The organism is Burkholderia sp. MS455 (assembly GCF_016899445.1).
Taxonomy (GTDB): Bacteria; Pseudomonadota; Gammaproteobacteria; order Burkholderiales; family Burkholderiaceae; genus Burkholderia; species Burkholderia pyrrocinia_C.
Genome location: NZ_CP041779.1, coordinates 1,245,884 through 1,271,924 on the forward strand (window position 1 = coordinate 1,245,884; position 26,041 = coordinate 1,271,924).

24 protein-coding genes are annotated in these 26,041 nt (G+C 68.5%); 15 read left to right on the plus strand and 9 right to left on the minus strand.

Features of this window, described 5'->3' with window-relative positions; translation table 11 throughout:
* Nucleotides 1–86 precede the first annotated feature (86 nt).
* The 7 genes from FPJ27_RS24970 to FPJ27_RS25000 all read left to right on the plus strand — a co-directional run bounded on the left by FPJ27_RS24970 (nt 87) and on the right by FPJ27_RS25000 (nt 9,333).
* A complete protein-coding gene (locus tag FPJ27_RS24970; RefSeq protein WP_204426081.1) occupies nt 87–1,319 on the plus strand; it encodes a 3-methyl-2-oxobutanoate dehydrogenase (2-methylpropanoyl-transferring) subunit alpha in 1,233 nt (410 codons plus the stop codon).
* A gap of 2 nt (nt 1,320–1,321) precedes the next feature.
* Nucleotides 1,322–2,362, plus strand: coding sequence for an alpha-ketoacid dehydrogenase subunit beta (locus FPJ27_RS24975; RefSeq protein ID WP_072435911.1), 1,041 nt, complete (start codon nt 1,322–1,324; stop codon nt 2,360–2,362).
* Nucleotide 2,363: 1 nt separating this feature from the next.
* On the plus strand, nt 2,364–3,713 hold the full coding sequence (locus tag FPJ27_RS24980; protein WP_204426082.1) for a dihydrolipoamide acetyltransferase family protein: 1,350 nt from the start codon (nt 2,364–2,366) through the stop codon (nt 3,711–3,713).
* A 5-nt stretch (nt 3,714–3,718) separates the two neighbouring features.
* On the plus strand, nt 3,719–5,110 hold the full coding sequence (gene lpdA / locus FPJ27_RS24985; protein WP_204426083.1) for a dihydrolipoyl dehydrogenase: 1,392 nt from the start codon (nt 3,719–3,721) through the stop codon (nt 5,108–5,110).
* Between the two features lie 392 nt (nt 5,111–5,502).
* Entirely contained in the window at nt 5,503–6,132 is a 630-nt protein-coding gene (locus FPJ27_RS24990; protein ID WP_204426084.1) for an NAD(P)H-binding protein, read from the plus strand.
* 534 nt (nt 6,133–6,666) lie between these two features.
* The gene (locus tag FPJ27_RS24995) at nt 6,667–8,097 is read left to right on the plus strand and encodes a cytosine permease (RefSeq protein WP_204426085.1); all 1,431 of its coding nucleotides are present in this window, start codon (nt 6,667–6,669) and stop codon (nt 8,095–8,097) included.
* Nucleotides 8,098–8,262: 165 nt separating this feature from the next.
* Nucleotides 8,263–9,333 carry a porin gene (locus FPJ27_RS25000; protein WP_204426086.1) on the plus strand — a complete coding sequence of 357 codons (1,071 nt, stop codon included), beginning with the start codon at nt 8,263–8,265 and terminating at the stop codon, nt 9,331–9,333.
* Nucleotides 9,334–9,391: 58 nt separating this feature from the next.
* Here the strand turns inward: FPJ27_RS25000 and FPJ27_RS25005 are convergent, their stop codons facing one another.
* Entirely contained in the window at nt 9,392–10,348 is a 957-nt protein-coding gene (locus FPJ27_RS25005) for a LysR family transcriptional regulator (RefSeq protein WP_204426087.1), read from the minus strand.
* 192 nt (nt 10,349–10,540) lie between these two features.
* Between FPJ27_RS25005 and FPJ27_RS25010 the strand changes: the two genes are divergently transcribed.
* Genes FPJ27_RS25010 through FPJ27_RS25020 form a run of 3 tightly spaced genes read left to right on the plus strand, consistent with a single transcriptional unit; the run spans nt 10,541 to nt 14,202 of the window.
* Entirely contained in the window at nt 10,541–11,851 is a 1,311-nt protein-coding gene (locus tag FPJ27_RS25010; protein ID WP_072435904.1) for an MFS transporter, read from the plus strand.
* Between the two features lie 31 nt (nt 11,852–11,882).
* Nucleotides 11,883–13,154 (plus strand): Zn-dependent hydrolase, encoded by a 1,272-nt coding sequence (locus FPJ27_RS25015; RefSeq protein WP_204426088.1) that lies wholly within the window; start codon nt 11,883–11,885, stop codon nt 13,152–13,154.
* A gap of 25 nt (nt 13,155–13,179) precedes the next feature.
* Nucleotides 13,180–14,202, plus strand: coding sequence for a histone deacetylase family protein (locus tag FPJ27_RS25020; RefSeq protein ID WP_204426089.1), 1,023 nt, complete (start codon nt 13,180–13,182; stop codon nt 14,200–14,202).
* Nucleotides 14,203–14,267: 65 nt separating this feature from the next.
* On the opposite strand, the gene FPJ27_RS25025 is transcribed toward FPJ27_RS25020, so the two are convergent.
* Together FPJ27_RS25025 and FPJ27_RS25030 are read right to left on the minus strand one after the other, a co-directional pair.
* Nucleotides 14,268–15,473 carry an MFS transporter gene (locus tag FPJ27_RS25025; RefSeq protein WP_204426090.1) on the minus strand — a complete coding sequence of 402 codons (1,206 nt, stop codon included), beginning with the start codon at nt 15,471–15,473 and terminating at the stop codon, nt 14,268–14,270.
* Between the two features lie 629 nt (nt 15,474–16,102).
* Nucleotides 16,103–17,014 carry a LysR family transcriptional regulator gene (locus tag FPJ27_RS25030; RefSeq protein ID WP_204426091.1) on the minus strand — a complete coding sequence of 304 codons (912 nt, stop codon included), beginning with the start codon at nt 17,012–17,014 and terminating at the stop codon, nt 16,103–16,105.
* 156 nt (nt 17,015–17,170) lie between these two features.
* Between FPJ27_RS25030 and FPJ27_RS25035 the strand changes: the two genes are divergently transcribed.
* Nucleotides 17,171–18,091 (plus strand): pyridoxal-phosphate dependent enzyme, encoded by a 921-nt coding sequence (locus FPJ27_RS25035; RefSeq protein WP_204426092.1) that lies wholly within the window; start codon nt 17,171–17,173, stop codon nt 18,089–18,091.
* Nucleotides 18,092–18,355: 264 nt separating this feature from the next.
* Here the strand turns inward: FPJ27_RS25035 and FPJ27_RS25040 are convergent, their stop codons facing one another.
* On the minus strand, nt 18,356–19,435 hold the full coding sequence (locus FPJ27_RS25040; protein WP_204426093.1) for a DUF2242 domain-containing protein: 1,080 nt from the start codon (nt 19,433–19,435) through the stop codon (nt 18,356–18,358).
* Nucleotides 19,436–19,662: 227 nt separating this feature from the next.
* The gene (locus FPJ27_RS25045) at nt 19,663–20,556 is read right to left on the minus strand and encodes a LysR family transcriptional regulator (protein ID WP_204426094.1); all 894 of its coding nucleotides are present in this window, start codon (nt 20,554–20,556) and stop codon (nt 19,663–19,665) included.
* A gap of 108 nt (nt 20,557–20,664) precedes the next feature.
* Between FPJ27_RS25045 and FPJ27_RS25050 the strand changes: the two genes are divergently transcribed.
* Together FPJ27_RS25050 and FPJ27_RS25055 are read left to right on the plus strand one after the other, a co-directional pair.
* A complete protein-coding gene (locus tag FPJ27_RS25050) occupies nt 20,665–21,420 on the plus strand; it encodes a TerC family protein (RefSeq protein WP_072435896.1) in 756 nt (251 codons plus the stop codon).
* 91 nt (nt 21,421–21,511) lie between these two features.
* Entirely contained in the window at nt 21,512–21,823 is a 312-nt protein-coding gene (locus FPJ27_RS25055) for a zf-TFIIB domain-containing protein (RefSeq protein WP_204426095.1), read from the plus strand.
* Nucleotides 21,824–21,934: 111 nt separating this feature from the next.
* Here the strand turns inward: FPJ27_RS25055 and FPJ27_RS25060 are convergent, their stop codons facing one another.
* Both FPJ27_RS25060 and FPJ27_RS25065 read right to left on the minus strand, forming a co-directional pair.
* Nucleotides 21,935–22,345 (minus strand): Hsp20/alpha crystallin family protein, encoded by a 411-nt coding sequence (locus FPJ27_RS25060; RefSeq protein ID WP_204426096.1) that lies wholly within the window; start codon nt 22,343–22,345, stop codon nt 21,935–21,937.
* A 16-nt stretch (nt 22,346–22,361) separates the two neighbouring features.
* The gene (locus FPJ27_RS25065; protein WP_072435893.1) at nt 22,362–22,802 is read right to left on the minus strand and encodes an Hsp20/alpha crystallin family protein; all 441 of its coding nucleotides are present in this window, start codon (nt 22,800–22,802) and stop codon (nt 22,362–22,364) included.
* Nucleotides 22,803–23,047: 245 nt separating this feature from the next.
* On the opposite strand from FPJ27_RS25065, the gene FPJ27_RS25070 reads away from it, so the two are divergent.
* Nucleotides 23,048–23,965: a 3-hydroxyacyl-CoA dehydrogenase NAD-binding domain-containing protein gene (locus FPJ27_RS25070; RefSeq protein WP_072435892.1), complete on the plus strand. Its 918-nt coding sequence runs from the start codon at nt 23,048–23,050 to the stop codon at nt 23,963–23,965.
* Nucleotides 23,966–24,004: 39 nt separating this feature from the next.
* Here FPJ27_RS25070 and FPJ27_RS25075 read toward each other — a convergent pair whose 3' ends face one another.
* Both FPJ27_RS25075 and FPJ27_RS25080 read right to left on the minus strand, forming a co-directional pair.
* The gene (locus FPJ27_RS25075; protein WP_204426097.1) at nt 24,005–24,283 is read right to left on the minus strand and encodes a DUF4148 domain-containing protein; all 279 of its coding nucleotides are present in this window, start codon (nt 24,281–24,283) and stop codon (nt 24,005–24,007) included.
* Between the two features lie 175 nt (nt 24,284–24,458).
* Nucleotides 24,459–25,307 carry a LysR substrate-binding domain-containing protein gene (locus tag FPJ27_RS25080; RefSeq protein ID WP_072435890.1) on the minus strand — a complete coding sequence of 283 codons (849 nt, stop codon included), beginning with the start codon at nt 25,305–25,307 and terminating at the stop codon, nt 24,459–24,461.
* A 328-nt stretch (nt 25,308–25,635) separates the two neighbouring features.
* Here FPJ27_RS25080 and madL point away from each other — a divergent pair, with 328 nt between their 5' ends.
* Nucleotides 25,636–26,031 carry a malonate transporter subunit MadL gene (gene madL / locus FPJ27_RS25085; protein ID WP_034183253.1) on the plus strand — a complete coding sequence of 132 codons (396 nt, stop codon included), beginning with the start codon at nt 25,636–25,638 and terminating at the stop codon, nt 26,029–26,031.
* Nucleotides 26,032–26,041 lie beyond the last annotated feature (10 nt).

Genomic DNA, 26,041 nt, shown 5'->3' on the forward strand with positions numbered 1-26,041 from the left:
TATCCGCGCGCCAGCCTGCGCGCAGGCCGGCAACCGGCCGCGCGCGCCTATCAGCGTGAGACACAATCGAGCGTGGAGACGACACGATGAGCCTGTCAGAGCCATTGCGTCTGCATGTGCCGGAGCCTACCGGGCGCCCGGGCTGCAAGACGGACTTTTCCTATCTGCATCTATCGCCGGCCGGCGCGGTCCGCCGCCCGCCGATCGACGTTGCCCCGGCGGATACCGCCAATCTCGCCCGCAGCCTCGTGCGCGTGCTCGACGACCACGGCAACGCCCTCGGCCCGTGGGCACCGGACCTCGACGATGCGCGCCTGATCGCCGGGCTGCGCGCGATGCTCAAGACCCGCATTTTCGACGCGCGCATGATGATCGCGCAGCGCCAGAAGAAAATCTCGTTCTACATGCTGAGCCTCGGCGAAGAGGCGATCGGCACCGCGCACGCGATGGCGCTGCGCGACGGCGACATGTGCTTCCCGACCTACCGGCAGCAGAGCATCCTGATCGCGCGCGACGTGCCGCTCGAGCGGATGATCTGCCAGCTCATGTCGAACGAAGGCGACCCGCTGAAAGGGCGCCAGCTCCCCGTGATGTACTCGGATCGCGACGCGGGCTTTTTCTCGATTTCCGGCAATCTCGCGACGCAGTTCATCCAGGCGGTCGGCTGGGGGATGGCGTCGGCGATCAAGGGCGACACGAAGATCGCGTCCGCGTGGATCGGCGACGGCGCGACGGCCGAAGCCGACTTCCACACCGCGCTCACGTTCGCGCACGTGTACCGCGCGCCGGTCGTGCTGAACGTCGTCAACAACCAGTGGGCGATCTCGACGTTCCAGGCGATCGCGGGCGGCGAAGGCACGACGTTCGCGGGGCGCGGCGTCGGCTGCGGGATCGCGTCGCTGCGCGTCGACGGCAACGACTTCCTCGCGATCTACGCGGCGTCGAGCTGGGCGGCCGAACGCGCACGCCGCAATCTCGGCCCGACGCTGATCGAGTGGGTGACCTACCGCGCGGGTGCGCATTCGACGTCGGACGATCCGACCAAGTACCGGCCGAGCGACGACTGGTCCCATTTCCCGCTCGGCGATCCGATCGCCCGCTTCAAGCGCCACCTGATCGTCAAGGGCATCTGGTCCGACCGCGCGCACGACGCGCTGACGGCCGAGCTCGAGGCCGAGGTGATCGCCGCGCAGAAGGAAGCGGAGAAATACGGGTCGCTGGCCGACGACCGGATCCCGTCGCCGGCCTCGATGTTCGACGACGTGTACAAGGAGCTGCCCGCGCACCTGCGCCGTCAGCGCCAGGAACTGGGAGCATGACCATGGCGCAACTCGAGACAGGCACGGCGACGCAGCCGATGACGATGATCCAGGCGCTGCGCTCCGCGATGGACGTGATGCTCGGGCGCGACGGCGACGTGGTCGTGTTCGGGCAGGACGTCGGTTATTTCGGCGGCGTGTTCCGCTGTACCGAAGGACTGCAGAACAAATACGGCAAGTCGCGCGTGTTCGATGCACCGATCTCGGAAGGCGGGATCGTCGGCGTGGCGGTGGGGATGGGCGCATACGGGCTGCGCCCGGTGTGCGAGATCCAGTTCGCCGACTATTTCTACCCGGCATCCGACCAGATCGTGTCGGAAGGCGCGCGGCTGCGCTATCGCTCGGCCGGCCAGTTCACCGCGCCGATGACGATCCGGATGCCGTGCGGCGGCGGCATCTACGGCGGCCAGACGCACAGCCAGAGCCCGGAGGCGATGTTCACGCAGGTGTGCGGGCTGCGCACGGTGATGCCGTCGAATCCATACGACGCGAAAGGGCTGCTGATCGCGTCGATCGAGAACGACGATCCAGTGATCTTCCTCGAGCCGAAACGGCTGTACAACGGGCCGTTCGACGGTCATCACGAGCGGCCCGTCACGTCGTGGCTCAAGCATCCGGCGAGCGCGGTGCCCGAGGGCTACTACACGGTGCCGCTCGATACGGCCGCCGTGGTGCGGCCCGGCAACGACGTGACGGTGCTGACGTACGGCACGACGGTGCACGTGTCGCTCGCGGCGGCCGAGGAGACGGGCATCGACGCGGAGGTGATCGACCTGCGCACGCTGTGGCCGCTCGACCTCGACACGGTCGTCGCGTCGGTGCGCAAGACCGGGCGCTGCGTCGTGGTGCACGAGGCGACGCGCACCTGCGGTTATGGCGCGGAACTGGTGTCGCTGGTTCAGGAACATTGCTTCTACCACCTCGAGGCGCCGGTCGAGCGCACGACGGGCTGGGACACGCCGTATCCGCATGCGCAGGAATGGGCGTACTTTCCGGGCCCGGCACGGGTCGGCGAAGCGTTGCGACGCGTGATGGAGGCGTGAAATGGGGATTCATGTCATCAAGATGCCGGACATCGGCGAAGGGATCGCCGAGGTCGAGCTGGTGGCCTGGCATGTGGAAGTCGGACAGACGATCGCGGAAGACCAGCCGCTCGCCGACGTGATGACCGACAAGGCGGCGGTCGAGATTCCGTCGCCGGTGTCGGGCAAGGTGCTGGAGCTCGGCGGCCGGCTCGGCGAGATGATGGCGGTCGGCAGCGAGCTGATTCGGCTCGAGGTCGAAGGCGACGGCAACCTGAAGCCGGGTGCGCCGGTGCGGGATGCGAAGGCGAAGGCGGAAGCGGCGCCGGTGCAAACGACAGCGGCGGCAAAGTCGGTGCCGGTGGCCGACGTGCCGGCGGCAGCGCCTGCGGCCGCTGCGGCGCCGGATCGTGCGGCGAACCGCGCCCCCGCGGAGGCCCGTCGTGCGGAACGTGCCGAACCTGCGGCGCAGCCGCGCGCGGCGCTCGCGCCGGGCGAACGGCCGCTCGCGTCGCCGGCCGTGCGTCAGCGCGCATGGGACATGGGCATCGAGTTGCGCTATGTGCGCGGCACGGGTGAAGCCGGGCGGATTCTGCACGCGGACCTCGATGCGTATGCGAAGACGAGCGGCGGTGCGGCGCGTGCGTCGCAAGCGCACGGCTACGAAGAACGCAACGACGAAACCGAAGTGCCGGTGATCGGCCTGCGGCGTGCGATCGCGCGCAAGATGCAGGAAGCGAAGCGCCGCATTCCGCACTTCAGCTATGTCGAGGAAATCGACGTCACCGAGCTCGAATCGTTGCGCGCGGACCTGAACCGCCGCTACGGCGATACGCGCGGCCGGCTCACGCCGCTGCCGCTGCTGATCCGCGCGATGGTGATCGCGCTGCGCGACTTCCCGCAGATCAACGCGCGCTTCGACGACGAAGCGGGCGTCGTTACACGCTACGGCGCGGTGCACATGGGTGTCGCGACGCAGACGGATGCGGGCCTCACGGTGCCCGTGCTGCGTCATGCGGAAGCGCGTGACGTGTGGTCGATCTCCGCCGAAATCGCGCGGCTCGCCGATGCGGTGCGCGCGAACCGCGCGCAGCGCGATGAGTTGAGCGGCTCGACGATCACGATCTCGAGCCTCGGCGCGCTCGGCGGCATCGTGTCGACGCCGGTGATCAATCATCCTGAAGTCGGCATCGTCGGCGTGAACCGGATCGTCGAGCGGCCGATGATCCGCGACGGCGCGGTCGTCGCGCGCAAGATGATGAACCTGTCGTCGTCGTTCGACCATCGCGTCGTCGACGGCGCGGACGCGGCCGAATTCATCCAGGCCGTGCGCGGGGTGCTCGAACGCCCGGCACTGCTGTTCGTGGAGTGAGGCCGATGAAAAACGAACACACCACGCTGCTCGTGATCGGCGGCGGCCCGGGCGGCTACGTCGCCGCGATCCGCGCCGGCCAGCTCGGCATTCCGACCGTGCTGGTCGAGCGCGACCGGCTCGGCGGCACCTGCCTGAACATCGGCTGCATTCCGTCGAAGGCGCTGATCCACGTGGCCGACGCATTCGAACAGGCCTGCGGCCAGGCCGGCGAAGGGGCGCTCGGGATCCGCGTGCGCACGCCCGAGATCGATATCGCGCAAAGCGTCGCGTGGAAGGACGGCATCGTCGACCGGCTGACGCGCGGCGTCGACGCGCTGCTCAAGAAGAACGGCGTGCGCGTGCTGCACGGCGACGCGCGCGTGATCGACGGCAAGACGGTCGACGTCGTCGCCGGCGGCCATACGGCGCGGATCGGTTGCGAGCACCTGTTGCTCGCGACCGGTTCCGAACCGGTCGAACTGCCGTCGATGCCGTTCGGCGGGCACGTCGTGTCGTCCACCGAGGCGCTGTCGCCCATGACGTTGCCGAAGCGGCTGGTCGTCGTCGGGGCCGGGTATATCGGGCTCGAACTCGGGATCGTCTATCGCAAGCTCGGGGTCGACGTGAGCGTCGTCGAAGCGGCGGAGCGCGTGTTGCCTGCGTACGATGCCGAGCTCGCGAGGCCGGTTGCCGATTCGCTCGCGCGGCTCGGCGTCGGGCTGTGGCTCGGCCACAAGGTGCTCGGGCTCGCGGAGCACGGTGCGGTGCGCGTGCAGGCGGCCGACGGTGCCGAACGGACGCTGCCGGCCGATCGCGTGCTGGTCGCGGTCGGCCGCCGGCCGCGCGTCGACGGCTTCGGGCTCGAAGCGCTGCCGCTCGATCGCAATGGCCGGGCGCTGTGGATCGACGACGAATGCCGGACGTCGATGCGCAACGTGTGGGCGATCGGCGACGTCGCCGGCGAGCCGATGCTCGCGCATCGCGCGATGGCGCAGGGTGAGGTGGTCGCCGAGCTGATCGCCGGCCGGCGCCGCAAGTTCATGCCGGCATCGATCCCGGCCGTGTGCTTCACGGATCCCGAGATCGTGACGGCCGGCTGGTCGCCGGACGACGCCCGCGCGGCCGGCGTCGATTGCCTGAGCGCGTCGTTTCCATTCGCGGCGAACGGGCGCGCGATGACGCTGCAGGCAACCGAAGGTTTCGTTCGTGTCGTCGCGCGGCGCGACAACCACCTGATCGTCGGCTGGCAGGCCGTCGGGCGCGGGGTGTCGGAGCTGGCCGCGGCGTTCTCGCAGTCGCTGGAGATGGGCGCGCGGCTGGAAGACATCGGCGGCACGATCCATGCGCATCCGACGCTGGGCGAAGCACTGCAGGAGGCGGCATTGCGTGCGCTGGGGCACGCGTTGCATGTTTGACGCGTCGCCCTGAAACGGAGGCGCCGGTGCGCAATACGCGCATCGGCGGCTTTCAGGTTGTCGTGCCGTTTGCTGCGAGCTGTGCCGGTTCCTGCGTCGAAGCAAATCCGAATCGATCGCGCACGGCTTTGGCGACGCAAAAAAGCCCGCGAATGGGTTTTATATCGTTCGTCGCACAAATATCGAATAACCATGATCTTAATGATCTGAGATGCGATGGCCCGGAGCCGGCGGCGTGACACGGCCAGTTCGAGATATGGAATGAGTGCGGCCTGTAATTTTTAGAGATGCGGGACGGTTGCCGGCGCCACGTCGGCCGACCATCATGTCGATAGCCGGAAACCGGGCCGCTTCCGGCCCGCCAACGCAGGCTCCACACGGAAGAACCGGACATGAAACTGCTGCTCGTCGGCGCGACCGGGCTCGTCGGGCGCCACGTCCTCGAAGTCGCGCTTGCCGATGCACGGGTCGATCACGTGGTCGTCCTCGCGCGCCGGCCGTTGTCGCCGCATCCGAAGATGCGCGCGCTGGAGGTCGACTTCGATCGTCTGCCCGACGCGGCCGACTGGTGGCAGGCCGATGCGGTGATCTGCACGCTCGGCACCACGATGCGCGCTGCCGGTTCGCAGGCCGCATTCCGGCGCGTCGATCACGACTATCCGTTCGCGGTCGCGCGGCTCGCGCACCGGCACGGCACGCCGGCCTACGTGCTGAACTCGGCACTCGGCGCGGACCCGGCGTCGCGCATCTTCTACAACCGCGTCAAGGGCGAGGTCGAACACGCGCTGGCCGGCGTCGGGTTCGCGTCGCTCACTTATGTGCGGCCGGGCCTGATCGGTGGCAGTCGCGACGAATTCAGGCTCGGCGAGCGGCTGCTGGTGTTCGCGTTGAACGTCGCCCGCCCCGTGTTGCCGGCGAAGTGGCGCGTGAATCCCGCGTCGCGGATTGCGCGCGCGCTGGTCGACGCCGCGATCGATGCGCGGCCGGGTGTGCAGGTCGTCGCATCGGATCGGCTCGTCTGAAACGGAGCGTCCGCCGAACTGTTCGGCGAGCGCTGCGGTGAATGCATACCCGCCATCTCGGCCGGCATTCGACCGGCAAGCTCGATGACGCCGGCGATGACATTCCGGCGCTCCAGATCGGGTCGGGCGTGCGCGAGCCGAACGCGTGATGCGCACATCGGCCGCCCCCCGACGCATCGCGCGTTCTCAAAACTGCTTCGCCGTGCAAACAGGCATCGTGCGCAAGCGCGAGGCCTTTCATTCTTCAAACTCAAAACTTACGAAAAACCAGTCGGACACGTCCCGATCGTTAGAACAATTTCGAAAATCGACGGATATCGGGTAATCACCGATATCTCGCAAGTTGTATATACAAGATCATCCGCTGGCAATGTCGGCACACGTCGTGCCGCTTGCGCGCCAGCGTGCAAACCGTGCGTGCGTGGCGCATGCCGGCGATCCACGGCGCCCCGCACCCGAAGAGCCGAAAGGGCGGCTCGCAGATTCCTGTCTTTTCAAACCATTTGCGGTCCTGAGTATTGTGGAGATTTCCCCGTGTCAACGAATCCCAGTGGAAAAGCCGGCGGCCTGATCGAGGTTCGCTCGATCGACTTCATTCCCGACGCCGAGCGCCACGGCGGGCTGCTGAGCCAGTTCACGCTGTGGCTGTCGGCCAACATGCAGATCACGGCCATCGTCACGGGCGCGCTCGCCGTCGTGCTCGGCGGCGACGTGTTCTGGTCGCTGGTCGCGCTGCTGCTCGGCCAGCTCGTCGGCGGCGCCGTGATGGCGCTGCACGGCGCGCAAGGGCCGCAGCTCGGGCTGCCGCAGATGATCTCGAGCCGCGTGCAGTTCGGCGTGTACGGCGCGATGATCCCGATCGTGCTCGTATGCCTGATGTATATCGGCTTTTCCGCGAGCGGCTCGGTGCTGGCCGGGCAGGCCGTCGCGCAATTGCTGCACGTCGACGACGCGGCCGGCATCCTGCTGTTCGCGGCCGTGATCGTCGTGCTGACCGTGTTCGGCTATCGCGCGATCCACTTCGTTGGCCGGATCGCGAGCGTGGTCGGCATCGTCGCGTTCATCTACATGTTCTCGCAGCTGTTCGCGAACCACGACGTCGGCGCGCTGCTCGCGAACAGGCATTTCTCGCTCGCGAGCTTCCTGCTGTCGATGTCGCTGTCGGCGTCGTGGCAGATCGCGTTCGGCCCGTACGTCGCCGACTATTCGCGCTACCTGCCGCGCTCGACGTCGTCGGTCGCGACGTTTCTCGCGGTCGGCCTGGGCTCGGTGATCGGCGCGCAGGCCGCGATGGTGTTCGGCGTGTTCGCGGCCGCGCTGGCCGGTAGCCAGTTCGCGCACCATGAAGTGGCGTATATCGTCGGTCTCGGCTCGACGGGCGCCGTGGCCGCGCTGCTGTACTTCAGCATCGCGTTCGGCAAGGTGACGGTGACGGCGCTCAACGCGTACGGCAGCTTCATGTCGATGGCGACGATCGTCAGCGGCTTTCGCGGCAAGGGTGCCGTGTCGTCGAAGAGCCGCCTCGTGTACATCTTCGGGATGATCTGCGTGTCGACGCTGATCGCGCTCGCGGGCCGCCATTCGTTCCTGAAGGAATTCACCGCGTTCATCCTGTTCCTGCTCGCGTTCTTCACGCCGTGGAGCGCGATCAACCTGGTCGACTACTACTGCTTCACGCGCTCGCGCTACGACGTGCCGGCACTGTCCGATCCGGATGGCCGCTACGGCCGCTGGAACGCGATGGCGATCACGATCTACGTGGTCGGCATCCTCGTGCAGTTGCCGTTCATGTCGACGCACATCTACACCGGTCCGCTCGTCGACGCGCTCGGCGGCACCGACATCTCGTGGATCCTCGGCCTGATCGTGCCGGCCGTGCTGTATTACATCGCCGCGCGCGCGTCGCGGCGCAGCATCCCCGAGCGCCTGATCCTGCCGCTCGAAACCGGCGAAGTTCACCACTGACGACGCGCGTCGTGCATCGGGCCGGCCGGCGGCCGGCCTGAGCAGCAGGTCGCTTCGGTCCCGGCGTTGCCGGCGCCGGGTGGTCCACACATTTCCTGTCTTGCGATGCCGGTGCGGCGCGATTGCCGTGCCCGGCATCGTCTCGTTCTCTTTTCATCAAATAGTATGACTAAACAAATGAAATGCCGTGCGAGCACTTCGCCGGTACGGCTGCCGCATGCCGTTCTTCGGATAACGGTCGCAGTCGTGTGTCTTGGCGGCTCGGGAGCCGTGTTCGCGCAGGACGGCGTCACGCTGTACGGCGTGATCGACGAATTCGCGCAGTACGTGAATACCGGCAACGGCTATACGGCGGCGATCAACTCGGGCGGCCAGTGGGGCAGCCGGTTCGGGCTGAAGGGCGGTGAGGATATCGGCGGCGGGCAGAAGATTGAGTTCGCGCTGGAAAACGGCTTCAACCCGAACGACGGCTCGCTGGCGAGTTCGGGCAGCATGTTCAACCGTCAGGCGTGGGTCGGCATCGTGGGGCAGTGGGGCAAGGTGCGCGCGGGCCGGCAGAATTCGCCGCTGTTCAACGACCAGGGCGGGCAGGATGCGTTCGGCGGCGTCACGCAGGCGTCGGGCATGGACAACCTGACCGTGTTCGCGTTCCGCACCAGCAATACGCTGTCGTACCAGAGCCCGGAGATCGCCGGCTTCCAGGGCGGGCTGTATTTCGGGTTCGGCGATGCGGGCGGCGCGCGCTCGGCCGGTTCCAGCCAGCAGTTCGACCTGACCTACGAGCACGGGCCGTTCGCGGCGTTCGTCGCGGGCCAGTGGCTGAAGAACACGACGGCGACCACGACCGATCGCACGATCATGGCCGGCGCGTCGTATGCGATCGGCAAGGCGACGGTCTACGGTGGTTTCTCCGCGGTGAAGTGGGCCGACCTCGGAATCGATTCGCGTGTGTACGGGCTGTCGGTCAAGTACCAGTTCAACCCGGCCAACTATGTCGCGCTCGGTTACGCGTATCTGCACGACCAGTCGTCGCAGGGCAACAACGCGGACCAGCTCGGGCTGATGTACGAGTACGACCTGTCGAAGCGCACGAGCTTCTACGGCGCGCTGTCGTACCTGCGCAACCGGAACCAGGCCGGCTACACGCTTGCCGGCGCGGCGAATCCCGGCTTGCCGCTCGCGTATCCGGGCGCGAATGCGCGCGGCGTGCAGCTCGGCATCGTGCATCGCTTCTGACGTCGTCGACGCGCCGGGCCGTGTGCACCCGGCGCTTTCCCCGGGCGCGTTCGCGCCGTTACTTCCCCAGCCGCTCCGCGAGCGAATAGCGCTGCATGCAGCGCTCCATCGCGTCGAGAAACGCGTGCTCGGCCGCGTTCATCTTGCGGTCGCGATGCCACAGCAGGAACACGTCGACATCGACGAGCCCGTCGTCGGGCGGCAGCCGCCACAGCCGCTGCTGCGCGATATCGTCGCGCACGATGTGCTCGGGCAGGCAGCCGATCCCGTAGCCCGCGAAGATCAGCCGCCGCACTTCATCGAGGCTCGGCGACGACGCGACGATGCGCCCCGTGAAACCCTTCTGGTCGCGGAACACGGTGAGCGGCGACAGGCTGTCGCCGATCTGGTCGCTCGTGAACGACACGAAATTCTCCGCGAGCAGATCGTCCATCCGCAGTTGCGTCTGCCCGAATAGCCGGTGATGGCGGCCGCAGTAGATCGCATAACGCTGGCGCAGGAAGCAGCGCATCTCCAGCTTGTCGTGCGGCGTGCGGCACAGGCCGAGCCCGGCCGTGGCCGTCTTCTGCAGCAGCGACGAAAGAATGTCCGACGAGCGCATCACTTCGATCTGCAGGTCGATGCGCGGATACGCGCGATGGAAGTCCGCGAGGAATTCGTCGTAGACGGGCGATTCGATGCGGCTCACCGTCAGCAGCCGGATCGAACCGGTCAGGTCGGCAGTGCTGTCGTCGATTTCCGTTTCGAGGCGCGAGATGCCGCCGTAAATGTCGCTCGCGATCCGGTACACGGCTTCGCCGGCCGGCGTCGGCGCGAAGTGCGCGCCGCGCCGCTCGATCAGCCGGCGCTCGAGTGCGTCCTCGAGCCGCCTCAATGCCTGGCTCACGGCCGGCTGCGTCACATGCAGGCGCGCGGCCGCGCGGCTCACGCTGCGCTCCTGCATGATCACCAGGTAGGTGCGCAGCAGGTTCCAGTCGAGACGGTCGTTCAGGAACGGGGCGAGGTCGGGGCGCATCGGGTCTCCGGGCGAGGCGTCGGGGTGGACATTAGTTAAATTTATACAGCGAATAATAACTTGAAATTTGACTAATGATTTGCGGTCGCCGATAAAGGAGGGGTGCCGCAGCGTGCGGCGCGAGGCCGCGACAGACGGCCGTCACCACGATATTGCGTGTTGCCCGCAACGCGGCGCGCATCAGGAGCCCGCATGACCCAGTCCCTTCCTTCCGCCCGCCAGCCGGGACGCGCCGCGACGGCCGCGTTCATCGGCACGATGATCGAGTGGTACGACTTCTACATCTACGCGACCGCCGCCGCGCTCGTGTTCGGCGAACTCTATTTCCCGTCGCACGACCCGTTCGTCAGCACGATGGCGTCGTTCGCGACGTTCGCGGTCGGCTTCTTCGCGCGGCCGCTCGGCGGTGTCATCTTCGGCCATCTCGGCGATCGCATCGGCCGCAAGAAGGCGCTGATGACGACGCTGATGATGATGGGCGTGGCGACCGTCTGCGTCGGGCTGCTGCCCGACTATTCGAAGGTCGGCATGCTCGCGCCGGTGCTGCTCGTCGTGCTGCGCGTCGTGCAGGGGATCGCGGTCGGAGGCGAATGGGGCGGCGCGGTGCTGATGGCGGGCGAGCATGCGCCGCAGGGGCGCCGCACGTTCTTCGCGTCGTTCGCGCAGCTCGGCAGCCCGGCCGGGCTGATCCTGTCGCTGATCGCGTTCCGCGCGGTCACGTCGATGGACAAGGCCGACTTCCTCGCATGGGGCTGGCGCCTGCCGTTTCTCGCGAGCGCGGTGCTGCTCGTGGTCGGCATCCTGATCCGGCTCGGCGTGAACGAGTCGCCGGAATTCGCACGCGTGAAGGAAGCGAACCGCACGGTGAAGCTGCCGGTCGCCGAAGTGTTCCGTTCCGCGTCGGGGCTCGTGGCCCTGTGCATCGGCGCGAACACGATCGGGATCGCGGGCGTCTATTTCACGAACACGTTCATGATCGCTTACACGACGCAGTACGTCGGCGTATCGCGCTCGCTGATCCTCGACAGCCTGTTCGCGGTCGCGATCATCCAGTTCGTCGCGCAGCCGATCGCCGCATGGATCGCCGAGCGCATCGGCGGCGCGCGCTTCCTGAAGCTCGCGGCGCTGCTCGCGATGTTGTCGCCGTATCCGATGTTCATGCTCGTGCAGGGCGGCACGTCCGCGTCGCTCGTCGCGGGCATCGCGCTCGCGGTCGTATGCATGGCCGGTTTCTACTCGGTGATCGCGGGCTTCGTCAGCGACGTGTTTCCCGCGCATGTGCGCTATTCGGCGATCTCGCTCGCGTATCAAATCTGCGGCGCGATCGCGGGCGGCCTGACGCCGCTCGTCGGCACGTGGCTCGCGCATCGCTTCACGGGTCAGTGGTGGCCGCTCGCGGTGTTCTACTCATGTCTCGCCGGCATCTCGCTGCTCTGCATCGTCGCGCTCGATGCGCGCCGGGCCGCGCAGCCGGCCGCCGCCGAAGCGCTCGGCTCGCATTGAACCGCTAAGAACGAATTCATCCGGAGTGCAGATGAAAGACCTGTTGGAAATCGATGGCGCACGTCTGTGGCAGAGCCTGGCCGACATGGCGCGCGTCGGAGCGACGCCGCGCGGCGGCGTGCGGCGCCTTGCGCTCACCGACGACGACCGCCGCGGTCGCGACCTGTTCGCGCAATGGTGCCGCGACGCGGGGATGACGGTGAGCGTCGACGCAGCCGGCAACCTGTTTGCACGGCGCGACGGCACCGATGCGCAGGCTGCGCCGGTGCTGATCGGCAGCCATCTCGATACGCAGCCCGAAGGCGGCCGCTTCGACGGTGTGTACGGCGTGCTTGCCGCGCTCGAACTCGTGCGCACGTTGAACGACGCAGGCGTCGCGACCGACAAGCCGCTGGAGATCGTGTCGTGGACCAACGAGGAGGGCGCGCGCTTCGCGCCGGCGATGCTCGGTTCGGCCGTGTTCACGGGCGCGTTGCCGCTCGCCGACGCACTGGCGAAGCAGGACGCCGACGGTGTCACGCTCGGCGCGGCACTCGACGCATGCGGTTATCGCGGCACGCGCGCGACGGGCGGTGCCGTCGATGCGTATTTCGAAGCGCATATCGAGCAGGGGCCCGTGCTCGAGGCGAACGGCACGACGATCGGCATCGTCACGGGCGGGCAGGCGATCCGCTGGCTCGACATGACGGTAACGGGCATCGCCGCGCACGCAGGCACGACGCCGATGCCGTATCGCAAGGACGCATATTTCGCGAGCGCGCAGATCGCGCTCGAACTCGAACGGATCGTCGCCGGCTACGCGCCGCGCGGGCTCGCGACGATCGGGCAGGTCGGGATCCGCAACGCGTCGCGCAACACCATTGCCGGCGACGTGACGTTCACGGTCGACCTGCGCCATCACGACGATGCCGAAGTCGATGCGATGGAGCGCGACCTGCGCGATGCGTGCGCGCGCATCGCCGCCGCGCGCGGCGTGCAGGTCGCGATCGATACCTGCTGGCGCAGCCCGGCGACGCCGTTCGATCGCGCTTGCGTCGAGCTGGTCGCGCAGGCGGCGGCCGCGTTCGGCTACACGAACGAGCGGATCGTCAGCGGCGCCGGCCACGATGCGATCCTGCTCGCGCGCTGCTTCCCGACCGCGATGGTGTTCATCCCGTGCGTCGACGGCCTGTCGCATAACGAAACAGAGGATGCATTGCCCGACGACGTGACGCGCGGCACGAACGTGCTGCTCCATGCGGTGCTGGCGCGCGCCGGCGTCGCGGCGCGCGCCGAAACGGCGACCACCGCGCACGGTGCATGACGCGGCGAACCGACGAGGACGAACGATGAAAACCTATTTCCATCCCGAACAACTGCTGCACCATCCGCGCAGCTACCTGTCGCGCGGGCAGATGCGCGAACCGCAGGAAGTGCCCGAGCGCGCGGCGCGGCTCGTCACGGCCGTGCGGTCGCTCGACTTCGACGTGCGCGAGCCGGCCGACCGCGGCACCGCGCCGATCGCGGCCGTGCACGACATGAACTACCTGCGCTTTCTCGAGGACGCGCACCGCGACTGGAAGCAGATGCCCGACGACTGGGGCGACGAAGTGATGTCGAACGTGTTCGTGCGCGACCCGAACCCGCTGCGCGGCATACTCGCGAAAGCCGCGCGCTACCTCGCCGACGGCAGTTGCCCGGTCGGCGCGAACACGTGGCGTGCCGCGTACTGGTCCGCACAGGGCGCGCTCGCGGCCGCGGCCGACGTCAACGACGGCGCGCGCGAGGCCTACGCACTGTGCCGGCCGCCCGGCCATCATGCGCGCCGCGACGCGGCCGGCGGCTTCTGCTACCTGAACAATGCGGCGATTGCCGCACAATCGCTGCTCGGCCGCCATCGCCGGGTCGCGATCCTCGATACCGACATGCATCACGGACAGGGCGTGCAGGAGATCTTCTACGGCCGCGACGACGTGCTGTACGTATCGATTCACGGCGATCCGACCAACTTCTACCCGGTCGTCGCCGGCTACGAGGAAGAGACGGGCGCGGGGGCGGGCGACGGCTTCAACCTCAACTTGCCGATGCCGCACGGCGCGCCGGAGTCGGTGTTCTTCGAGCGGCTCGACGACGCGCTGCGCGCGCTCGCGAGGTTCCAGCCCGATGCGCTCGTGCTCGCGCTCGGCTTCGACATCTACAAGGACGATCCGCAATCGCAGGTCGCCGTCACGACCGACGGTTTCGGGCGGCTCGGCGGCGCGATCGGCGCGCTCGGCCTGCCGACGGTGATCGTGCAGGAGGGCGGTTATCACCTCGACAGCCTCGACGCGAACGCGCGTGCGTTCTTCGGCGGGTTCGCCGGCGCGCGCTGACGCAGCAGGGCCGGACCGCGTGCGCCGCCCACCCGAGCCAGGTGCCGGCGCGGGACGGGGCGCGATTACGAATTCGCGGTGGCCGGTGCGCGGCGGCGCTGCGCCATCTGCAGCATCACGAGCGCGAGTCCGGCCGCGGCGATCAGCCCGCCGACGAGCGGCACGGCCGCATAGCCGAAGCCGGCCGAGATCGCCGCGCCGCCGGCTGCCGCGCCGACCGCGTTGCCGAGGTTGAACGCGCCGATGTTGACGGCCGACGCGAGGCCAGGTGCCTCGTGAGCCGCACGCATCACGCGCATCTGCAGCGGCGGCACGACCGCGAACGTCGCGATACCCCACACGAGCAGCGTGACGGCGGCGCCGGCATGCGTGCTCGCGAGCAGCGGGAACGCGGCCATCGTCGCGATCAGCAGCAGCAGGAAACCGACCAGCGTGCCGTCGAGCGAGCGGTCGGCCAGACGGCCGCCCGCGATGTTGCCGATCGAGAAGCCGACGCCGATCAGCACGAGCATCGCGGTCACGAAGCCGGGCGTCGCGCCGGTCAGGTGTTCGAGCGTGGGCGCGACATACGTGTAGAGCGTGAACATCGCACCGGCGCCGAGCACCGTCGTCCCGAGCGCACCGAGCACGACCGGGCGCGTCAGCACCGACAGTTCGGCGCGCAGGTCGGGCATCTTGCCGGCTTCGCCCTTCGGCAGCGCGGCGAACAGGCCGGCGATCGCGATCAGGCCGAGGCCCGCGGTCGCCGCGAACGACATGCGCCAGCCGATGATCTGGCCGAGCCAGGTCGCGGCCGGCACGCCGCCGACGTTCGCGATCGTGAGACCCATGAACATCGTCGCGACCGCGCTGGCCTGCTTGTCGCGCGGCACGAGGCTGGCCGCGACCACCGAGCCGAGCCCGAAGAACGCGCCGTGGTTGAGGCTCGTCACGAGGCGGGCGAGCAGCAGCGTCGTGTAGCCCGGTGCGACGGCCGACAGTAGGTTGCCGATCGTGAAGATCGACATCAGCGCGATCAGCGCCGAGCGGCGCGACCAGCGCGCGAGCAGCAGCGTCATCAGCGGGGCGCCGACCATCACGCCGATCGCATAGGCGCTGATCAGCATGCCGGCCTGCGGGATCGACACGTGCACGCCGTCGGCGATCACGGGCAGCAGGCCCATCGGCGAGAACTCGGTCGTACCGATGCCGAACGCGCCGGCGGCGAGCGCCAGCAGCGGCAGCGCGGCGCTGCCGCCCGGGCGGGAAGGAGAGGAAGTCGTGGTGTTCACGCGTTGGGCTCCTGTAATCGAGGGACAACGGCACGGGCCGTTGACGACAGCGCGAAGTGTGCCTGCATTACTTTTGCGGAAAAAGCCGCATGCGGACGAAATTATCTTGATTCCATGTCAACAATGCGGAGCGCGTCCCGCGTGCGCGCGAGGCCCGCGGGCGGTGATCCGGGAGCCGGCCGGCGACTGCGCAGCGGCGTGTGCCCGCGGAGATCGAACGGGGCGTTCATGCGTTGGCTGCAACCCGGCGCGGGCATCGCGTCGCGGCCCGAAAACCCTTTGCCGGCGCGGCGCACAGGCAAAAAAAGCCCCGGTCACAGGGGGGCCGTGACCGGGGCGGAAACGCATCCTCTCTTTGGCACGAGGACTGGATGCGCGCGAAGTATATTTCGGCACATGACAATTCGAAATGGCGTTAAACGGCCGTTTTTGGTGTCAATTTAAAAATACGGGCGCAGGGGCGTCCGTCGTCATCGCTTAAAAAGATTTTTCGCGGGCGCGATGCTGCTGTTTAGCGCGTTGCAACGGCTGAACGTTGATTTGACGGAGGGCGGAATCCGTTCGCCGGCCGGCGGCGCGAATCGCACCGCTCGAGCGCTTGCCGCGCCTGACCGGTATCCGGTACCGGGTCAATCCGGTGCGCCGGCCGCCTCGCGCACGGCCGCGAGAAACCGTGCGACGACGGGCGACGGTACCGCCGCCGCGCCGTCGAACACGAACTCGATATCGAAGCGGCTCGCTAGCTCGTCGAGCGCGACGAGCCGAACCGTGCGCGGGCACGTCGGCGACGCGCTTTCCGGCACGAACGCACAGCCCATTCCGGCCGCGACGAGGCCGATCAGCGTCGGGATGTCGCTGCCGACCTGCGCGATGCGCGGCGTGAAGCCGGCCTGCCGGCACTGCGTCATCAGGAACCGGTGGTGGGCGGCGGAGCGCTGTGCGTCGAACCAGACGAACGGCTGGTTCGCTACGTCGGCCAGCGTGCGCGGCGCGTTGAAGCGTCCGCCGGGCGGCGCGGGCATCGCGAGCACGAAACGGTCGCTCAGCAGCCGCACGCCGGACAGGTGCGGCGCCTCGTCGCGACGCCACGCCATGATCCCGCCATCGAGTTGGCCGCGCACCAGCGCGTTCGCCTGTTCGGCCGACAGCATCGGCGCGATCGACAGCTTCACGTCCGGGCATGCGTCGCGAAACGCCTTGAGCACGTTCGCGACGACGGGCAACGGCAGGCAGTTCGGCAGTGCACCGAGCCGCAGTTCGCCGAGCTGGCCGGCCGCACTGCGCAGCGCGCGTTCGCGGCTGTCCTGCAGCGTCGCGAGCAGGCCGGTCGCATCCCGCAGGAAGCTCGCGCCGGCCGCGGTGAGCGTGACGCCGGTGGTGCGGCGGATCAGCAGCGGCGTGCCGATCGCGTCCTCGAGTTCGCGGATCTGACGCGACAGCGCGGGCTGGACGATGCCGGCCGCGCGGGCGCCGGCCATCACGCTGCCGGCTTGCGCGACGGCCACGAAGTAACGCAGGTGACGCAGTTCGATCTGGCGCATGCGGAGCCCGTCCCGGTTCAGTGATATGCCTGTGAAGCATAACAAATGCCATTCGATGGTATTGGAAAGCATGGCGCGCGTGCCGTACGATGACCGTCGTTGCCGCACTCGTTCGCAGTCGCGTGCGTTCCCTCCGTTCCGATCGTGTCTCGTTCCATGCCGCTTCATATCCCGACCCCTTATATCCGCTCGCAAATCGCATCCCGCCGGCTCGGCAGGACCATTCGGCTGAAGCTCGATGCGCTACAGCCGTCGGGCTCGTTCAAGCTGCGCGGCATCGGCGCCGTCTGCGAAGCGCGGCACGCGGCCGGCTCGCGGCGGTTCGTGTCGTCGTCGGGCGGCAACGCGGGTATCGCGGTTGCGTATTGCGGGCGCGAACTCGGCGTGCCGGTGCTGGTCGTCGTGCCGGAAAGCGCGTCAGCCCGCGCGCGCGAACTGATCCGCGTCGAGGGCGCGGAGCTGGTCGTGCACGGTGCGAGCTGGGCCGAGGCGAACGCGTTCGCGCAGTCGGCGCTCGGCGAGCACGACGCGTTCGTGCATCCGTTCGACGACCGCGTGCTGTGGCAGGGCCACGCGACGATGATCGACGAGATGGCGGCCGTCGGCCCGAAGCCCGACGCGGTCGTGCTCGCGGTCGGCGGCGGCGGGCTGCTGTGCGGCGTGCTGGAAGGGCTGGCGCGTAACGGCTGGCACGACGTGCCGGTCGTCGCGGCCGAAACGGAAGGCGCCGACTGCTATGCGCGCTCGGTCGCGCAGGGGCGTCCGGTCGAATTGCCGGCGATCGCGAGCATCGCGACGACGCTCGGCGCGAAGCGGCCGTGCGACGCGGCGGTCGAATGGGCGACGCGGCACGAGATCCATCCCGTCGTCGTGTCCGACGCGGACGCGGTGGCCGCGTCGCTGCGGTTCCTGGACGAACACCGGATCGTCGTCGAGCCCGCGTGCGGCGCTGCGCTGGCCGTGCTCGAGCGGCCGGTGCCGGTGCTTGCGTCGGCATCGGACATCGCCGTGATCGTCTGCGGCGGCGTGACGGCGACCGTCGAGCATCTGCAGACGCTGCGCGCGACGTTGCGGTAAGCGGGGAAGCCGCCACGCGGGTTGGTCGGGCGACGGAAGGACGGTCGTCGATTTCGGCGACCGCGGGCATCGGCTATGCAGCGCTTGCCGCGACGCGTCGACGTCACGTTCCCGTTATCGCAATGGCGAAAACGCAGCCGGCAGGCAGCCGGGCGCGCGGAAATTCCTGGGGGGGACGAAGGGGATGCGTATCGTCGCGCTGCGCCGGATGCGGCCGGGCGCGACGATACGGACGGCCGGTTGGACGGCCAGTTGGACGGCCGGTCAGTGCGCGGCCGGTGCGCTCGCGCCGGACGGCGCGGATGACGCGACGGGGTTCGCAGCGGCGGGGGCGGGCGTTTTATTCGCCGGCGCAGTCGAGACGCTCGACGGCGTGGATGCCGATGCGGGTGCGGACGTGGCGGACGCAGGCGCCGGCACGACGGCCGATGCCTGCGTTGCGGCGGCCGGTGCCGAAACGGCGGGCGTCGATGCCGCACCGGCAGGCGGCGACGCCGTGCCGGAAGCAGGTGCAGAAACCGGTGCGGGAGCTGAAGCCGATGCTGCCGTCGAACCGGACGCCGCCATCGGCGCGGCCGCGCGCATCGCAGCCGGCGCGACAACGGCCGACGCCGCGGCCGGTACGGCGTTCGCGCCCGACCCCGGCGCGACACCCGGCACCGAAAGCGGCACCGGCGCCGCGGGCGGCGTCGGCACGACCGGCGTCGTCATCTTCAGCGGTTCGCCCTGCGGCGTCGGCGCGGGTTCGGGCAGCGGCGTGACGGCTTCCTTCTCGGCGGCCTTCACGGTAGCGCGGTCGCGGCGCGCCGGGTCGATCTTCAGGAAATGGTCGACAAGATTGAAGAAGCGCTCGTAGAACACGCCGGCGGGAATCGTCTCGCTCGCGGTCTTGACGAGCGCGTCGTCGCTCGACCCGATCGGCAGCGACAGCGAGCCGAACACGCTGAGGCCGACGCTGGCCGACGTATTCGACTTCTTCAGCGTGTAGCGGTCCTGCACTGCGTTCACGTACGCGATGCTCGACGAGCCGTCCGCGGTAGCGTCCGCGCACACCACGTGAAACTCGATCACGACGTGCATGTCGTTGTTCGGCTGGAAATTCTTGCTGCCGTCGACCGCGTCGTTGCGCGACGACGACACCACATAACCCTGGCTCAACAGCGCGCGCCGCGCGGCCTCGCAGGCCGCGTCGGATTTCGAGTGGAACGTATGCGCATACGGGCTGGTCGCCGCGTCGAACTGTTCCTGCTGGTAGATCGGCTTGGGCGGCGACGAGCACGCCGCCAGCACGGTCGCGGCCGCGAGCGCGCACGAAACGGAAAACAGGCGAAATCGATTGTGCATGGCGTCTTTCAGAAGGCTCGGCGAGATGCCGCGCGGGGTTGCGCGCGTCGCGCCGCAACCGGATGGCGGCCGTCGCGCAAGGGCGGGGCCGGCAATGGGCGCGTGGCAATCTCGGATGGCCGGGGCGTCATTATAGTTTCGTTTGATGTCGCGTTCGCTTCGGCGGCTGTTTCCGCCCATGACAGTTTCGGCGAACCGTTACCGGCGAGAACGATCGCGAACCGGCGCTAGCCGGCCGGCGACGGCCGCGCGGAAGCCAGCAATCGCGACGTCAGCGGATGATGTTCGCCGCGCCGCGAGCGGATCGCGTGGATCTCCTCGGTCACGTCGCCCGCGCGCCCGAGCCGCCTGAGGCCGCGCAGCAGCGACGCGTCGTTCGCGCCGAGTTCACTCAGCGGGAACACGCCGAGGCCGCGCGCCGCGAACACGGCCATCAGCGCGCTGTCCTCGAATTCCCCGGCCACGCGCGGCACGATCCGTTCGCCTTCCAGCCACAGGTCGAGGCGCGCGCGCAGCGCCGAATGCGCGGTCGGCAGCAGCACGGGCAGGTCGGCCAGGCATTGCGGAAAGCGTTGCCGCGCGGCCGGCGTGACGAGCGCCGCGGGGCCATACCAGTCGACCGGCGACGCGACGAGCCGCTCGCTCGTCACGCGCAGGTTCGAACCGGACGGCGCGCCCTGGCCGGCCAGCACGAGATCGAGATGATGCAGCGCGAGTTCCGCGAGCAACGCATCGTGCTCGCCCTCGTGGCACAGCAGCCGCAGCGTGGGCGTGTCGAGCACGGGCGCGAGGATCGCATGCGCGGCGAGCTTGGAGATGCCGTCCGCGAGGCCGACCGCGAGCCGCACGGTCGGCTGGCTGGCCGCTGCGCGCACTTCGTCCGGAATCAGGCGCCCCATCTCGAAAATGACTTCCGCGCGCGCATACGCGGCCTGGCCCGCGTCGGTCATCGCGACGCTGCGCCCGGCCGGGCGCAACAACTGGTGCCCGAGCGATTTCTCGAGCTCGCGCACCTGCGCGCTGATCGTCTGCACGGCCATGTCGAGCCGCCCGGCCGCGCGCGCGAAGCCGCCTTCCTTCACGACGACCCAGAAATAGTACAGATGTCGGAAATTGAGCATCGGATCGAAACTTCGTAAAAACCGAACTTAAAATCAGATTCTCTCTGATTTTTTCGAAGCCTGGGTCGGCATATCATCGGGCTTTCCACTTTCGTATCGGCCCATTTCATGGACTACCTGCTGACGCTTGCCGCCGACCCCGCCGTCTGGGCCGCGCTCCTGACGCTCGTCGTGATGGAAGTCGTGCTCGGCATCGACAACCTGATCTTCATCTCGATCCTCAGCAACAAGCTGCCCGAAGCGCAGCGTGCCCGCACGCAGCGCCTCGGCATCGCGCTCGCGCTGGTGATGCGCCTCGCGCTGCTCGGCAGCGTCGCGTGGATCGCGAGCCTCACCGAACCCGTGTTCACGCTCTTCGACCACGCGTTCTCGTGGCGCGACATGATCCTGCTGTCGGGCGGCCTGTTCCTCGTGTGGAAGGCGACCACCGAGATCCATCACCACGTGTCGCACGACGTTGACGGCGACGGCGGTTCCGGCGGCGCGGCCGGCCTGACGATGTGGGCCGCGATCGGCCAGATCGTGATGCTCGACATCGTGTTCTCGATCGACAGCATCGTGACCGCGATCGGCATGACCGAGCACGTCCCGATCATGTTCGTCGCGGTGATCGTCGCCGTGTCCGTGATGCTGTTCGCTGCGCAGCCGCTCGCACGCTTCATCGACCGCAACCCGACCATCGTGATGCTTGCGCTGTCGTTCCTGGTCGTGATCGGCATGACGCTGATCGCCGAAGGCTTCGGTTCGCACGTGCCGAAGGGTTACATCTACGCGGCGATGGCGTTCTCGGCTTTCGTCGAAGGCATGAACATGCTGGCGCGGCGCGCGAAGGCGAAGCGCGCGGCACGGGTGGAAGGCCACTGAGCCAGCGCGCGGGATGCCGGCCGCCGCAACGGCCGGCTCGCGCGCCTTGATATGGAAGTCGTCTGGAATTCGCACGGAAAGGAGAAACGCGATGAAATGCCCTGTCTGCAAGACGCCCGACCTGCTGATGGCCGAGCGCCAGTCGATCGAGATCGACTACTGTCCGACGTGCCGCGGCGTGTGGCTCGATCGCGGCGAACTCGACAAGCTGATCGCCCGCGAGGGCGGCGATGCGCCGGCGCGGCGCGACGAGCCGCCTGCTTCGCGCGACGCCCACGCCCACACCCACGCGTCGCGCGATCGCGATGGCTGGGGGCGCGACGGCCGCTCGCACGACGACCGTCACCCGCATGACGGCCAGCGCCGCCGCAAATCGATGTTCGACCTGTTCGATTTCGATTGAATCCGCATACGGCGCGCGCGTCGCCGGTTGCAAAAAGGCCCCGCCGGGTATCGCGCCCGGCGGGGCTTTTTCATGCATGTCGCAACATGTCGCGCTTCGGCGCGCCGACGCTTACGCGTTGCCTGCCGTCACGTCGATGCGGCGCGGGCGCGTTTCTTCGCGGCGCGGAATCGTCAGCGTCAGCACGCCGTCACGCAGGTTCGCGTCGATCCTCGACGTGTCGAGATCGGGGCTCAGCACGAACGTGCGCGCATAGCGCCGCGCGCGGACTTCGGCATGCCGCACGCGCAGGTCGGCCGGCGTGTCGATGTGCGTGTCGGCTTCGATCGTCAGCGTGTTGTCGTGCACCTTCACGTCGAGGTTCTCGCGCGGCACGCCGGGCAGGTCGGCCCGCAGCGTGACGCCGAGATTGTTCTCGACGATGTCGACGGCCGGCGTGATTGCGGGCCGTCGCGCGGCTTCCGCGGCAGCCGGGTGGGCAGTGGCGGCGTGGCGTTCGGCCAGGGTCGGGTTCGTGTTCATGTCGGTATCCTGAAGATTACTGAACGGTGATCGCACGCGGCTTCGATGCTTCGCGCCGGCCGACGCGAATCAGCAGGCAGCCGTTTTCGTAACGCGCGCTGACGTTGTCGGCGTCCGCATTCTGCGGCAGCTCGACGACGCGGCGGAACGTGCCGTGAAAGCGCTCCTGTGCATACGTGCGCACGTCGTCGCCTTCGCCGCGCGGCGCCGGTTTGCGCTCGCCGCTGATCGTCAGCAGGTCCTTGTCGATCGACACGTCGAAGTCGGCCGCGGCCATGCCGGGCGCGAACGCGACGATCTCGATCGCATCGTCGGTGGCGCCGACGTTGAGCGCGGGAAATGCGCCCGGCCGCACCGCACGGATGCCGGACGGGAGCTCGCCGAACAGGTTCGCCACCTGCCGCTGCACGCGGGCGAATTCGTCGAACAGGTCCTGGCCGTTATGGATACCGCTCATGATGGTCCTCCGGAACAGTGAACGCGGGAGACGCGACGGCGCGACGCCTGCGGCGGGCGTGACGGGTGGCTCCACTGGGTCGAAACGGGGGCAGTGCGTTTGCGTGGAGCACTGCCCGGCAACGCGTAATTAGTGGCCGCCGCAGCACATTTCAAGAGGGAATCTGCAACTTGCGTCAACGCGTGCCCGTGCGGTTCGATGCGACAATCGCCGCGATATCAGCAGACCAACGAGACGGGACAACCATGGACATTCGACGCATCGCGATCGTCGGCGCCGGCGTGATCGGCGCGAGCTGGGCCGCTTTTTATCTGACGCAGGGCTTCGACGTCGTCGCGACCGATCCGGCGCCGCAAGCCGACGCGCGGCTGCGCGACGCGCTGGCCGCGTTTCTCGGCGACCGGGCCGCCGAACTTTCCGCGCGGCTGTCGTTCGACGCCGATCTCGTGCGCGCGCTCGACGGCGTCGACTTCGTGCAGGAGAACGGCCCGGAACGGCTCGACCTGAAGCGTGCGCTGTACCGGCAGATGGACGACGTGCTGCCCGCGCACGTGCCGATCGCGTCGAGTTCGTCGGGCCTGAAGATGTCGGACATCCAGACCGCGTGCGAAAAGCATCCGGAACGCTGCCTGATCGCGCATCCGTTCAACCCGCCGCACCTGATTCCGCTCGTCGAGCTGGTCGGCGGCGACGCGACCGGCCAGGACGTGATCGCGCGCGTGAAGGATTTCTACGATGCGCTCGGCAAACAGACGATCGTCCTCAACAAGGAGATGACCGGCCACGTCGCGAACCGGCTCGCGGCCGCGCTGTTCCGCGAGGTGTATCACCTCGTCGGCGAAGGCGTCGTGAGCGTGGCCGATGCGGACAAGGCGGTCGCATGGGGCCCCGGCTTGCGCTGGGGGCTGATGGGGCAGTGCCTGACCTATCACCTCGGCGGCGGCGCGGGCGGGATCGCGCACTTCCTCGAACACCTGTCGGGGCCGATCGCGAGCTGGTGGGACGACCTCGGCACGCCTTCGTTCGATCCGGACGTCGACCGCAAGCTGACCGACGAATTGCGCGCGATCCAGGGCGAGCATTCGATGCAGGAACTGGCGGCAGAGCGCGACCGGCTGCTCGTCGAACTGATCGACGCGCGTCGCCGCAGCTTTTTGCCCTGACCGCGTTGCAGCGCCGGGTATCGGCCGGGCCGAGCTTGGCTACTGCTGCGCTGCCGTTTGCGGTGCCTGCGGCGTCCGTGCAAGCCACGAGGGGCTCGCGGCCTGCACGAGTTCGCGGTTGCGCGCGCGCGTCGCGGCGCTCGGCGGATAGTTGCCGTCGTTCGTCGGCAGTTCGCCGTCGAGATAGGCTTGCTTCAACTGGGCGATGACTTCCGCGCGTGTCAGGCCCTGTTCGGGCGCGGCGGCATCGGTCTGGGCGAAGGCGGGGGAAAGCAGGGCGGCGGCTGCGGTCGCGACGGCGAATCGCAAGACGTTCATGGTGCGCTCCGATCAAGGGGACGGGACACCGGATGCGCGCGGCGGTTTGCCGTGCGTTCCGATGGGGCCCATTGTCGCGAGCGGGTGCTGCGCGGACGATGACGTGTTCCGGGCAAAGCTGTCAGTTGCGGGCACGGCCGCGCATGCGTGTCGCCCGCCGTCGCTGCCGTTGCCGCTACAACTCCGCCGCTGCCGCGATCAGCGTGGCTTCGAGCGCGAGCGTCGAGCGCGACGCGGCCGCCGGCCGGTCGATCACGTATTCGAGTTCGCCGAGTTCGGGCAGCCCCGCGTCGAGCCGCGCGAGCCCGGCCGGGATCACGTAGCCGGCGAACGCGCTGACGCCGAGCCCCGCGCTCGCGGCCGCGCGCAGCACCGCGATGCTGCTGCTCACCACCGCGATCCGGTAGGGTCGGCCGATCGCGTCGAGCGTTTCGAGCACGCGGCGCCGCGACACGCTCGGCTCCGGATGCAGGGCGAGCGGCAGCACGGCCTCGTGGCCGGTGATCCGCGAATCGGGGCCGGTGCACCAGTACAGCGGCTCGCTGCGGATCACGCGGCCGCGCCGGCTGCCCGCGATGCGCTTCGCGAACACGAGATCGTGCCGGCCTTCGTCGAGCGCGTCGAACAGGTCGCCCGACAGCCCGGTCGAGATCGCGAGCTCGACTTCCGGATTGCGCTGCACGAAGCTCGCGAGCGCGGACGTCAGGTGCGTCGACGCGAAATCCTCCGACATCGCAAGCCGCACCTTGCCCGACAGCGGCGGCCCGCACACCGACGTGACGGCTTCGTCCATCAGTTCGAGGATGCGCACCGCGTAGCGGAACAGCGCGTCGCCGTGCTGCGACAGGTGAACGTTGCGCGTGTCGCGCTCGAAGAGTGGCCGGTCGAGCAGCTCCTCGAGGCGGCGGATGTGCTGGCTGACGGTCGACTGCGACAGGTTCACGCGCTCGGACGCGGCGGTGAAGCTGCCGGACTGGGCGACGGCGACGAAGCTGCGCAGCAGCTCGGGCGGTAACGGGCGCATTGCTAAATCCACTGAATCGGTTTCGACAACTTCATAAATGGCCGGATATTGCGGCGCTAGTATCGGATCACGCCCCGGTGCGGCCCGTGCAACGGGGCGAACCGGACGCGTGGTCCGCGTCGTGCCGGCGGCTGCTTCGGTCAGTCTACGGCATCCGGCGTCCGGCCCGAAACCGCATCATCCCATCGACCGCCCGAGAACGCGCCCGCACGACGGGCCGCCGGGCCGCGGCGCACCGCCGCAGGAGACAGTCCGCGCACGGGATCGACGTGCGGGCCCGCTTTCTGCACGCGTCAGGCGCCCGTTACGAAGAGACTGGAGACGACTCATGATCATCTACGGAACCGCGCTGCTGGCGTTCTGCCACCTGGCCGGACTGTTCCTCGGCGACCTGCTGGGCACGGCCATCGGCGTGAAAACCAACGTCGGCGGGGTCGGCATCGCGATGCTGCTGCTGATCTGCCTGCGCCTGTGGCTGCACCGGCGCGGCTGGCTGCCGAAGGAGACCGAGGCCGGCGTCGGCTTCTGGGGCGCGATGTACATCCCGGTCGTCGTCGCGATGGCCGCGAACCAGAACGTCGTCGCCGCGCTGAAGGGCGGCCCGGTCGCGCTGCTGGCCGCCGTCGGCGCGGTCGCGATCTGTGCATGCTGCATCGCGGTACTCGTGCGCATGGGGCGCGACGACACGGCCTTCGCGGGCGTGCCGCAATTCGAAGAACAGTAACGGAGGCCGC